This is a genomic window from Marinospirillum sp. (assembly GCF_014859565.1).
In genome coordinates this window covers 1-12194 of sequence record NZ_JACUUA010000101.1, presented here as the reverse complement: position 1 = coordinate 12194, position 12194 = coordinate 1, and the positions used below count along the sequence as shown (strand labels likewise).

Below are 12194 nucleotides of genomic sequence, written 5' to 3'. Positions count from 1 at the left end.
TGAAACCCTGCAGCGGCAAAGGTTCCTTGTTGCTGGAATGGCAAGAGGGACAAGCCAGACTTGATCCCAGCCTGTTTGAGTTTGCTTTTATCACCCACAAACCGCGGGGCGACAGCTGGATCAGTTCGCTGGAGATTTTTGGTGCCAGTGGAGAAATGCTGCTGCAGGCGTACCTCATGTAACTCATCATCCGGTACATGGTGACCAATACGGAAGAGTAAAACCGACATGCCAACTCCATAAAAACCCCCATCCAGAGTTATCTGGTGGGGGTTTTTTAAATTACAGCGACAGCAACGAATCAGGCGCTGGCAGGAGCGCGGCGACGTACTGGACGGCGACCACCATCATCATCATTACCAGCAGTGGCAGAAGCCATGCTGCTGGTCAGGTTCATGGGCACACCACAGATACGCACACGAGCCAGAGCCTGGAATACTGCTTTTGGCATACCTTCCGGCAGATCCACGGTGCTGAAATCCTGCTGGATATCAATGCGACCGATATTACGGCTGGAAATATTGGCTTCATTGGCAATCGCACCCACAATGTTGGCAGGTTTGATGCCGTGTGAACGGCCAATCGGCATACGGTAGCGCTTCATGCCTGCTTCAGGTTCGCGTGAACGACCACGGCTTGGGCTTTCACCACGAGCTTCACGGCGTGGACGCTCGGAAGCAAAATCTTCACGACCGGCAGCACGTTCACGCGGAGCACGGATTTTGACATCTTCGACCCACAGCGGAGTATTGCCCTGGAACATTTTAGCCAGTGCTGCAGCAATACGCAGAGGTTCAATTTCTGTTTCAGCGTGAACTTCCTGCAGCAGTTTTTCGAACAGTTCCAGATCACGTGCTTGTAACGCATGGATGACCTGTTCTTTAAACTTGTCACTGCGCTTGGCGTTAATCACTTCAGCCTTGGGCAGTTCCATCGGCTCAATACGCTGGCCAGTGCTGCGCTCCAGGTTGAACAGCAGGCGTTTTTCGCGCTGGCCAACAAACAGGATTGCCTGACCACTACGACCGGCACGGCCAGTACGGCCAATACGGTGTACATAGGATTCGCTGTCATGGGGTGGATCAAAGTTGATAACGTGGCTGATGCGTTCCACATCCAGACCACGAGCCGCAACGTCGGTTGCAACCAGAATATCCAGACCACCTTTTTTCAGACGATCAACCGCCTGTTCACGCTGGTTCTGCGCCATATCACCGTGCAGGGCACAGGCGCGGAAACCACGAGAATTCAGGAAGTCAGCCAGATCAGCACAAGAAGCCTTGGTACGGGTGAAAATAATCACACCATCGGTCGCTTCGGCTTCCAGAATGCGGGTCAGGGCTTCTGGCTTGGACAAACCGGCAACCATCCACACACGCTGGCTGATGGTATCAGCGGTACGTGCCTTGGCAGCAATACGCACTTCTTTGGGCTCTTTCAGGTGACGCTGGGCAATACGACGAATCACATCCGGCATGGTGGCGGAAAACAGCACCACCTGGCGCTCGGCAGGAGTCTGCTCCAGAATCCACTCAACATCATCAATAAAGCCCATGCGCAGCATTTCGTCGGCTTCATCCAGTACCAGTGTTTTCAGCTGGGAAATATCCAGGCTGCCACGGCGCATGTGATCCATTACACGACCGGGTGTGCCCACAACCACCTGAGCGCCGGAGCGCAAAGCACGGATCTGGTCACGGTATTCAGCGCCACCATAAAGGTTGGCCACCTTGACACCTTTCATGTTGGCGCCGTATTTTTCCACGGACTCAGCCACCTGCATGGCCAGTTCGCGGGTTGGAGCCAGTATCAGTACCTGAGGCAGTTTGGCACTCAGATCCAGTCGCGCCAGCAACGGCAGAGCAAAAGCCGCCGTTTTGCCGGTACCTGTTTGTGCCTGACCCAGCAGGTCATGGCCTTCCAGCAGCAGAGGAATAGTCTGCGCCTGGATCGGGGAAGGAGTGGAGTATTCAATTGCAGACAGCAGAAAATCAGGAAGACCCAGCTCGTTAAAAGCGGGTACAGTTACGTCATTAGACATTAATAATACCTGTGGTACTGAGGAACGCAGGGGCGGGCGCGGGCCCGATACACATCTAGAAAGGGCAACGACAGCCAATGCAGGGAACACGCAACGCGGCGTGCTGAAGTTTGAGCGAGGATCATACCAGCCACAGCGACAGGTTGCCAGCTTAAAATGCACCAAATCAAAATACAGGTATTTTTTTAACAGCCTACTGGTCTTGAGAATACCAAAAAGTTAGTCTTGCGGAGGGTTGATCAAATCTTGCACTAACCACTCGACAGGAGACGTTGGCTTGACTGGGAAATTTCGAACAATTGGCGGCCTTTTACTGCTGGCCTCAGTATATCTAGGCGCCGGATTACTGGTCAGCCATTCAGGTCTTCATGCCCAAATCATTCCCTTGTGGATTCCTGCTGGTATTGCGCTAACCATTGGCCTGCGTTTTGGTTACCAGTTCATCCCAGCTGCCGGGTTAGGCAGCCTGATTTTTAACCTCGGTCTTGGCACTGATTGGTCTTTCAGCTTCACCCTGCCGGCATTATTTTCTGCCTTGGTGATTGCCAGTGGTGTGATGCTGCAGGCAGTCGTTGGTACTTGGCTGGTCAAACACCGCACCGGTCATCCCCTCACCGCTCGTGGTGAAGGCCGAGTATTAAAATTTATCCTGCTGGCTGGTTTTGCTGCCTCCACCATCAGCGCCAGCTTCGGCATTCTAGCCCTGCATCTGATTACTCAATCCGAAGGCAGTGCCGGTATCCTGCATGACTGGATCAGTTGGTGGTTGGGTGACAGCTTCGGCAGCATCATGGTCACCCCACTGCTGCTGGCAATACTGGCTCCACGTCGGGAGCGCAGTAATGCGGGTCAACACTACCGAATGATCAACCTTTTTACCGGTGCACTGCTGGCAGTACTGGTAGCCAATCAAGTCTATTTGTTTCAGCTCACCAATCAGCTGCACAACACCTTTGAGCGCGACATGGATGTTTTTCGCGCCAATCTGAACCGCCTGTACCAGCAAAACCTGGCCGATCTTGGGCACCTGGAACGTGAGTTTGTCCAGAATCGTGGGCTAACACCCGAAGCCTTTCGCAACATTACCCAGCAGATTTTTTTACACAATCCATCCATTCGGGCTTATTCCTGGGATCCGATTCTTCTGCCCGAACAACGTGCGGAGTTTGAACAACAAACCCGACAACTATTAAATCGCCAAGATTACAGTGTTTATGGTGAAACTCTTCACCCCGATGACCCACTGGTGGTGGTGCAGTATGTTGAACCCCTGCAAAACAACACTGCCGCGCTGGGTTTTAATCTGTTATCCATTGCAGACCGCCAAACCTGGATTGTACAAGCCCAGGCAACAGGTCGTGCCACAGCCACCCAGATCTTGAACCTGACACAGGCACCCGATGAACCAGGACTGCTGATTCTACAACCTGTCTATCTGCATACCGGATCAGATGAAAGAAGCCTGCTGAACACCGAAAAAGAGCTGGCCGGTTTTATGGTCGGTGTATTTACGGTCAGCAGAATGCTGGAAGCAGCACTGGAACTCAGCAAACTGGAAGGTTTACACATACAAATTTTTGAACAGAATCAACCCACCCCTTTTTATGACCACAACCAGACCAACAACCCAAATTTTACCCCGCTGATGAGCCAGCAATTCAGTTTTGATTTTGCCCAGCAGCAGTGGCTGTTTCATGTGGATGCCGGCCGTACTTATATGGCACTAAACCCCGGCAATAACACCCTGGCCTTCCAAAGCCTGCTGGTGCTGGTCAGCGCCTTAATGGCAGCGGTAATTCTAGGTATGCACAATCGGGAAACTACTCTGGCACACCGCGTCAGTGAACAAACCCGTAATCTGGCTTTCCAGGCTCGGCATGATTCCCTCACCGGCCTACCTAATCGTATGATGCTGGAAGATGACCTGGCGCGGCTGCTGAACCAGCCAGAAACTCACAACCTGGCAATTATATTTCTGGATCTGGATCGCTTTAAACTCATTAACGACAGCCTTGGACACCTGATTGGTGATCATCTGCTGATGGAGCTGGCAGCCCGTTGGGTTCAGGGTCTGGATGAATCTGCCACTCTGTACCGCATGGGTGGTGATGAATTTATCCTGCTAATGCAGCTGCAAGCTGCAGACAACCATTACCCAGCATTGGAGATGGCTCAAAAAATTCTTTTGTCCACTCAGCAGTACCTGCCAGTGGATGGTTTACAGCTACAAGTGACAGCCAGTATTGGTATTGCATTCAGCCCACAACAAGGCCGAGATTTTAATAGCCTGGTGCGTAATGCTGACACCGCATTACATCAGGCCAAGTCCAAGGGTAAAAACCGCTACGAGATTTATCAGTCCAGCCAGACCGATGCCACCCAGTTAAACTTTGAACTGGAACAAGATTTACGGCTGGCCATCAACACACCACAACTGCTGCTGTACTACCAGCCACAGTACAACTTGGACGATCATAGTCTGTGTGGGCTGGAAGCCCTGGTGCGCTGGCAGCACCCGCAACGGGGCATGATTGCGCCGGATCACTTTATCCCGATGGCAGAAGAAACCCAGCTGATTATCCCACTGGGCTGGCAGGTGATTGACATAGCTTGCCGCCAGATATCCGAATGGCTGGAGGCCGGTGAACAGGTACCTTTTGTAGCGGTGAATATCTCGCCGCTACAACTGATGCAATCCGATTTTATTGAACAGTTAAACCTGATTGTGGACTCTTATGGCCTGCAGCGTAAAAAATTGGAGCTGGAAATCACCGAAACCCTGCTGCATCAGGATCCTGATTTTGCCTTCAAGCAGTTAAAAACCCTGCGACTGGCCGGTTATCGCTTGGCTCTGGATGATTTTGGCACTGGGTATTCTTCCTTTAATCGCCTGAAATACATGCCTCTGGATCGCATTAAAATCGATAAAAGCTTTGTGCGGGATATTGGTAAAAACCCCAAGGACGAGGCCATTATTCTCAGTATTATCAGCCTCAGTCGCAGCCTGGAAATCGAAGTGCTGGCAGAGGGTGTAGAAACCACACTGCAGGAGAATTTCCTGAAAACCCACGGCTGCAATTCGATGCAAGGCTACCTGCTGGGTCGACCGGTGGCACAACCGGCACTTTCAAAAGCGGTGTGACACATTTCTGATACACTGCCGGTTCAGACTAAACGATCAAGGAGCAGCCCCATGAACCGCATTTCTCTAATTAATGAGATTGCCCACTTAGCCATTCAGCAGAACAAGATGCTGGGGACGGCGGAGTCCTGTACTGGCGGCGGTGTTGCCAAGGCGTTAACAGAGGTGGCAGGGAGTTCAGCCTGGTTCACCTGTGGGTTGGTGACCTATTCCAATCAGGCCAAACACCTGCTGCTGGGTGTGGATGAATCCACCTTGGTGCAACAAGGCGCAGTCAGTGAAGCAGTGGTTAAACAGATGGTGGCTGGTGCCTGTGTGCGTGGCGAGGCAGATCTGGCGGTGGCGATTAGTGGTGTAGCCGGCCCCGGTGGTGGTTCTGATGATAAGCCGGTCGGTTGTGTATGGCTGGCCTGGGGCAATGCATCTGAGCAATGGGCACAAAGGTATTTATTCAAGGGTGATCGACGTGATATTCGTGAGGCCAGTATTGATCAGGCTTTGCAGGGGTTGTTGCAGGCACTGCAAAAATCAGTGTAAAACAGGTGTTGCCTTCCAGAAGAATACTGATAACCTATACAGTAATCAGCAAAACATTTCCCATTTACACACCCGTTCAAAAAGGAAGACCATCAATGGCCATCGATGAAAACCGCCAGAAAGCCCTTACTGCTGCCCTCGGACAGATCGAAAAACAATTCGGCAAGGGTGCTGTCATGCGTATGGGAGACCAGCCACGTGTTGCCATGCCTTCTGTATCCACCGGCTCGCTGGGTCTGGATATTGCTCTGGGCATTGGTGGTCTGCCTTATGGCCGGGTTGTGGAAATTTATGGCCCTGAGTCCTCGGGTAAAACCACACTGACTTTATCGGTGATTGCTCAGGCACAGAAACAAGGAAAAACCTGTGCATTCATTGATGCGGAACACGCACTTGATCCGATTTATGCCGAGAAACTGGGTGTCAATCTGGATGACCTGCTGGTTTCTCAGCCGGATAATGGTGAGCAGGCGCTGGAAATCACCGACTCTCTGGTTCGCTCCGGCGCGGTGGATGTACTGATTGTGGACTCGGTGGCGGCATTAACGCCCAGAGCAGAAATTGAAGGCGAAATGGGTGATTCCCACGTGGGTCTGCAAGCCCGCTTAATGTCTCAAGCGTTGCGTAAAATTACCGGCAACATCAAAAACGCCAACTGTCTGGTGATTTTTATCAACCAGATTCGTATGAAAATTGGTGTGATGTTCGGTAGCCCTGAAACTACCACTGGCGGTAACGCATTAAAATTTTATGCCTCGGTGCGTTTAGATATTCGCCGTATTGGCGCAGTTAAACAGGGCGATGAAGTCACCGGTAACGAAACCCGCGTGAAAGTGGTCAAGAACAAAGTAGCTCCACCTTTTCGTCAGGCCGAGTTCCAGATTCTTTACGGCAAGGGTATTTACCATGCCGGCGAAGTGGTTGATCTGGGTGTACAGTGCAAGCTGGTGGAAAAATCCGGTGCTTGGTACAGCTACAAGGGCAACAAGATCGGGCAAGGCAAGGCCAACGCTGCACAACACCTTGAAGACAACCCCGCTATCATGGAAGAAATCGAGGCGGGAATCCGTGAACAACTGCTGCATAAAGTCGATGAAAAGAAATTAGCCGAAGTCACCCTTGAAGATGATGCCGACGACCTGCCACCACTCGACGATTGATTTGTCCTGCTCAGCTGATTTAAAGGCATGGCAAAAGGGGCTCAGGGAACGAGCCTTTCGATTGCTGGCCAGACGTGAACACAGCCGTTATGAGTTGGGTGACAAACTCCTTTCCCCCCGTAATTCCCCCAGTAAACACAAGATCCTGCCGCCACCAGAAACCCTCAGCAGTGCACAAATTCGTGCTGAAATTAATCTGTTGCTAGATAAGTTGGAAGCCAATGACCTACTCAGTGATCAGCGTTTTGCTGAAAACCTGACACGCCAGTACCTGCGTAAAGGCAAAGGCCTGCTGGCTTTAAAACAAGCCTATCAATCACATCAGCTGGATGCATCCATCACCCAGCCTTTACTTGCTGCTCTTACTCACCGCTGGCAGGAACAGGCCAATCGGGTTAGAGAAAAACGCTTTGGCAGCTTACCTGCCGCTAATCAAAAGGACGCAGCTAAAATGCAGCGTTTTCTGGCGCAGCGCGGATTTACTCCAGAACAAATACGTTTAGCAGTTTTTCTCTACTGAGCCAGATTATCATTTTTTTGTGAACTCCGTATAATACTTGCCCAGTTCACTCGGCTGCTCCACTAGCATATTAGAGAGGCATCATGAAAAGCGCTGAAATCCGCGAGGCTTTCCTGAAGTTTTTTCAATCAAAAGGCCACACCGCCGTTCCTTCCAGCTCCCTGGTGCCCCAGGACGATCCCACACTGCTGTTCACCAACGCAGGCATGAACCAGTTCAAGGACTGCTTCCTGGGTCTGGAGCAGCGTGGTTACACCCGCGCCACTTCTTCGCAAAAGTGTGTCCGTGCCGGGGGTAAACACAACGATCTGGAAAACGTGGGTTATACCGCCCGCCACCACACTTTTTTTGAAATGCTGGGCAACTTCAGTTTTGGTGATTATTTCAAGGAAGACGCCATCAGTTATGCCTGGGAGTTTCTGACCGGGGTAGCCAAGCTGCCTGCAGAAAAACTCTGGATCACGGTTTATGCCAGTGATGATGAAGCCTTTAACATCTGGAACCAGAAAATGGGTGTCCCGGCTGAACGCATCATTCGTATTGGTGACAACAAGGGTGCACCCTATGCCTCAGATAATTTCTGGGCGATGGGTGATACCGGCCCCTGCGGCCCTTGTACCGAGATTTTTTATGATCACGGTGAACACATCTGGGGTGGCCCGCCCGGTTCACCGGAAGAAGACGGTGATCGTTACATCGAAATCTGGAACGTGGTGTTTATGCAGTTTAATCGTACTGCGGATGGTGAGTTGCATCCTCTGCCCGCACCTTCGGTGGATACCGGCATGGGTCTGGAGCGAGTTTCAGCGGTGTTGCAGGGTGTTCATGCCAACTACGAAATTGACTTGTTCCAGAATTTGCTGCAAGCCGCTGCTCAGGCCATCGGCTGTGAGAACTCGGATGCCCCTTCGCTGAAAGTGGTCGCTGACCATATCCGTTCCTGCTCTTTCCTGGTGGCTGATGGGGTGATCCCGTCTAACGAAGGTCGGGGTTATGTGCTGCGTCGTATCATCCGCCGTGCTTGTCGTCATGGTCACAAGCTGGGTGCAGAAGGTAGTTTCTTCTACAAGATTGTGGCAGCACTGGTTGCCGAAATGGGGGAAGCCTTCCCTGAGCTGAAAAAACAGCAGGCACAGATTGAAAAAACTCTGAAGCAGGAAGAAGAACAGTTTGCCAAAACCCTGGATCAGGGCATGAAGATTCTGGAGCAAGATCTGGCTGATTTAAAAGGCAGCGTGATTCCTGGTGAAGTGGCTTTTAAACTTTATGACACCTTCGGATTTCCGCTGGATCTGACTGCTGACATCGCTCGTGAGCGCTCACTAACCATTGATGAAGCCGGTTTTGAACAACAGATGCAGGCTCAGCGTGAACGCGCCCGTTCGGCCAGCAACTTTGGCATGGATTACAACAGTGTGATCAAGGTGGATCGTGCCACCGAGTTCACTGGTTATGGCACCACTCAGAGTACTGCTCAGGTACTGGCACTGTATCGTGATGGCAAACCAGTTGACCGCCTGAATGAAGGTGAAGAAGGTCTGGTACTGCTGGACCAGACACCTTTTTATGCGGAGTCCGGTGGTCAGGTGGGTGATTGCGGCCAATTGCTGGGCAAACAACAGCGTTTTGATGTGCGTGACACCACCAAAGCCGGTGAAGCTTTTCTGCATCACGGCCTGATGGCTGCAGGAGTCCTGAACAAAGGTGATCAACTAACGGCCACCGTGGATGACAGTATTCGTGCGCGTACCCGTCGTAATCACTCCGCCACTCACCTGCTCCATGCCGCTTTGCGTCAAGTGCTGGGTGAAGGTGTGCAACAAAAAGGTTCTCTGGTGGATGCCGAGCGTCTGCGTTTTGACTTCAGTCATAACGAAGCCGTTAGCCCTGATCAGTTAAAAGAAATTGCGCGCTTGGTGAATGAACAAATCCGTGCCAATACACCAGTCAGCACCGAACTGCTGGACCTGGAAACCGCTAAAACACGCGGTGCCATGGCACTGTTTGGTGAAAAATACTCCGATGAAGTGCGTGTGCTGAGTATGGGTACACAAACGGCTGATCGCTGCTTCTCCATCGAGCTCTGCGGCGGCCTGCATGTTGAGCGTACCGGTGACATTGCACTGATGCATATCACTTCGGAATCCGGTATTGCCGCTGGTGTACGCCGTATTGAAGGTGTAACCGGCGAAGCGGCACTGAACTTCCTGCTGGATCGTGAAGCACAGCTGTTAAAAGCCTCATCTCAGTTGAAAGTGAAACCGGAACAGCTGCTGGAGCGACTGGAAAGCACTCAGGAACGCACTCGTCAGCTGGAAAAAGATCTGCAACAACTGAAAAAGAAACTGGCTTCCGGCACCGGTACCGACCTGACGGCTCAAACGGAGCAGGTGGGTGAGCTCAAAGTACTGGCAGCGACCATTGATGGTGCAGACATTGCAACACTGCGTGATCTGATGGATCAATTAAAACAGAAGCTGGCACCTGCCGCTGTGGTGCTGGCTGCTGTTGAGGGTGACAAGGTGAGCCTGATTGCCGGACTGTCCGGCACAGCCAAAGACCGGTTACATGCAGGAAAATTGGTCAACCATGTCGCCCAACAGGTCGGAGGCAAAGGTGGTGGCCGCCCCGACATGGCGCAGGCGGGCGGCACTGACGCTACCCAACTGCCCGCAGCTCTGGCTTCTGTTAAAGCCTGGGTTGCAGAACAACTGGGTCAGGATTGAACACTGAAGTACAACCCAATACAAACCCGATAGGATCTCTATGGCACTTTATGTACAAAAGTTCGGTGGTACCTCGGTAGGTAGTATCGAACGTATCAAAAAGGTTGCTGAGCGCGTGGGTCGCTTCCGCAAGGAAGGCCATGATGTGGTGGTGGTACTTTCCGCCATGAGCGGTGAAACCAACCGCCTGATTGCGCTGGCAAAAGAAATTCATGAAGAACCCTCTCCGCGTGAGATGGATATGCTGGTATCCACCGGTGAGCAGGTCACCATTGCATTGCTGGCAATGGCACTGGAGCAGGCAGGTATTCCGGCCACTTCTTACACCGGTGCACAGGCAGGCATCATCACGGATCAGTCTTACTCCAAGGCCCGTATCAAGAAGATTGACACCGATGGCATTAAACAGGATCTGAAACAGGGTCGTGTAGTAGTGGTTGCCGGTTTTCAGGGTGTGGATGAAGAAGGCAATATCACCACCCTCGGCCGCGGTGGTTCGGATACCACGGGGGTGGCACTGGCTGCTGCATTGAATGCGGATGAGTGCCAGATCTACACTGATGTGGATGGTGTTTATACAGCCGATCCACGCATTTGTGCCAAAGCACGTCGCCTGGAACAAATCACCGTGGAAGAAATGCTGGAGCTGGCTAGCCTGGGCTCCAAGGTATTACAAATCCGCTCAGTTGAGTTTGCCGGTAAATACAAAGTTCCCCTGCGCGTACTTTCCAGTTTTGAAGAAAATGAAGGCCCTGGAACACTAATTGTTGCTGATGATGAGGAGAGCCTCTCGATGGAAGAACCACTGATCTCCGGTATTGCTCACAATACCAACGAAGCCAAATTGACTGTACTGGGTGCTCCGGATATTCCCGGTGTTGCCGCCAAAATTCTGGGTCCGATTGGTGATGCCAATATCGAAGTGGACATGATTGTGCAAAACGTGTCGCCAGATGGCAAATCCACTGATTTTTCGTTCACCGTGGGTCGTGGTGACTATAAAAAAGCCTACACACTACTGGAAGGTGTTGTGGCTGAAATGGGCGCAGGCAAGGTGGTGGGTGATACCGCCATTGCCAAGGTCTCTCTGGTCGGTGTGGGTATGCGATCTCATGCCGGTGTTGCCAGCCTGATGTTCAAGACTCTGGCAGCGGCTGGCATCAACATCCGTATGGTTTCCACCTCTGAAATCAAAATTTCTGTGGTGATGGACGAGAACTTTACCGAGCTGGCGGTGCGCACCCTGCACACCGCTTTTGGTCTGGACAAGGCGGAATAAACCGTCCCAACTGGCCAGGGACGGCCAGCCTGAGCAAGGATTGTTAAAAAGCATAAAAAAAATAGCTAAAAATCATTTAACATTTTTATGCTATTGACCGATAATTAACTCAGCTGAGCAAAATGAACTACAGTCATCGGAGATGGCATGTTTTTTGTATCAGCAAAACTGGGATAAATCAAAAGCTTCCGCTATATATTTACCCTGCCTGTTGAGTTTTATCTATCTGGACTGCTTGATAAGGAGAATCCACCATGCTTATTCTTACTCGCCGCGTCGGTGAAACCCTGATGATTGGTGACGAAGTAACCGTCACTGTTCTGGGTGTCAAAGGTAATCAGGTTCGCATCGGTGTAAACGCACCCAAAGAGGTGGCTGTTCACCGCGAAGAGATTTACCAGCGCATTCAGCGTGAAAAGGAAGATGGCGGCAATCAGGGTAACTTCTGATCGCTCGCAAGCCGGTTGAATGACCAGCTTAACCGCAACACCTCTTGTCGTGATGGCATACGGTTGTTGCGGTTTTTTTGTGCCGGTACAACAGATACAAGCCGTTGCTTCAGAATCACTTTTTTTCATCCAAAGGGTAGACAAACCAGACGCAGATGGTATGATGTGCGCCGTGTTGGAGAGGTGGCCGAGTGGCTGAAGGCGCGCCCCTGCTAAGGGCGTATGGGAGAAATCTCATCGAGGGTTCGAATCCCTCTCTCTCCGCCACTCAATCAGTAATAAGTACGCGCTCATAGCTCAGCTGGATAGAGTACCTGGCTACGAACCAGGCGGTCGGAGG

The 12194-nt window shown here is 51.6% G+C and carries 9 protein-coding genes and 1 tRNA gene; 8 read left to right on the top strand and 2 right to left on the bottom strand.

The window, feature by feature from the left end:
* The coding region (locus IBX50_RS12365; protein ID WP_292256274.1) for a hypothetical protein at positions 1-230 on the bottom strand (230 nt) is incomplete at its 3' end.
* A gap of 71 nt (positions 231-301) precedes the next feature.
* On the bottom strand, positions 302-2041 hold the full coding sequence (locus IBX50_RS12360) for a DEAD/DEAH box helicase (protein ID WP_292256271.1): 1740 nt from the start codon (positions 2039-2041) through the stop codon (positions 302-304).
* Between the two features lie 277 nt (positions 2042-2318).
* Here IBX50_RS12360 and IBX50_RS12355 point away from each other — a divergent pair, with 277 nt between their 5' ends.
* The 8 genes from IBX50_RS12355 (at position 2319) to IBX50_RS12320 (ending at position 12121) form a co-directional block, all read left to right on the top strand.
* Complete coding sequence (locus tag IBX50_RS12355) at positions 2319-5183, top strand: EAL domain-containing protein (RefSeq protein WP_292256269.1); 2865 nt, start codon at positions 2319-2321, stop codon at positions 5181-5183.
* Between the two features lie 51 nt (positions 5184-5234).
* A complete protein-coding gene (locus IBX50_RS12350; protein WP_292256268.1) occupies positions 5235-5720 on the top strand; it encodes a CinA family protein in 486 nt (161 codons plus the stop codon).
* 95 nt (positions 5721-5815) lie between these two features.
* Entirely contained in the window at positions 5816-6880 is a 1065-nt protein-coding gene (recA, locus tag IBX50_RS12345) for a recombinase RecA (RefSeq protein ID WP_292256266.1), read from the top strand.
* A gap of 61 nt (positions 6881-6941) precedes the next feature.
* On the top strand, positions 6942-7400 hold the full coding sequence (locus IBX50_RS12340; protein ID WP_292256264.1) for a regulatory protein RecX: 459 nt from the start codon (positions 6942-6944) through the stop codon (positions 7398-7400).
* Between the two features lie 83 nt (positions 7401-7483).
* Positions 7484-10126: an alanine--tRNA ligase gene (gene alaS, locus IBX50_RS12335; RefSeq protein WP_366930723.1), complete on the top strand. Its 2643-nt coding sequence runs from the start codon at positions 7484-7486 to the stop codon at positions 10124-10126.
* Positions 10127-10166: 40 nt separating this feature from the next.
* On the top strand, positions 10167-11405 hold the full coding sequence (locus IBX50_RS12330; RefSeq protein ID WP_292256262.1) for an aspartate kinase: 1239 nt from the start codon (positions 10167-10169) through the stop codon (positions 11403-11405).
* A 254-nt stretch (positions 11406-11659) separates the two neighbouring features.
* A complete protein-coding gene (gene csrA / locus IBX50_RS12325; RefSeq protein WP_292256260.1) occupies positions 11660-11854 on the top strand; it encodes a carbon storage regulator CsrA in 195 nt (64 codons plus the stop codon).
* Positions 11855-12031: 177 nt separating this feature from the next.
* Positions 12032-12121: transfer RNA gene (locus IBX50_RS12320), tRNA-Ser, on the top strand.
* Positions 12122-12194 lie beyond the last annotated feature (73 nt).

Coding starts and splice junctions, on each gene's coding strand:
- csrA (WP_292256260.1), top strand. CDS start 11,660: ATGCTTATTCTTACTCGCCGCGTCGGTGAAACCCTGATGATTGGTGAC.
- IBX50_RS12350 (WP_292256268.1), top strand. CDS start 5,235: ATGAACCGCATTTCTCTAATTAATGAGATTGCCCACTTAGCCATTCAG.
- alaS (WP_366930723.1), top strand. CDS start 7,484: ATGAAAAGCGCTGAAATCCGCGAGGCTTTCCTGAAGTTTTTTCAATCA.
- IBX50_RS12330 (WP_292256262.1), top strand. CDS start 10,167: ATGGCACTTTATGTACAAAAGTTCGGTGGTACCTCGGTAGGTAGTATC.
- recA (WP_292256266.1), top strand. CDS start 5,816: ATGGCCATCGATGAAAACCGCCAGAAAGCCCTTACTGCTGCCCTCGGA.
- IBX50_RS12360 (WP_292256271.1), bottom strand. CDS start 2,041: ATGTCTAATGACGTAACTGTACCCGCTTTTAACGAGCTGGGTCTTCCT.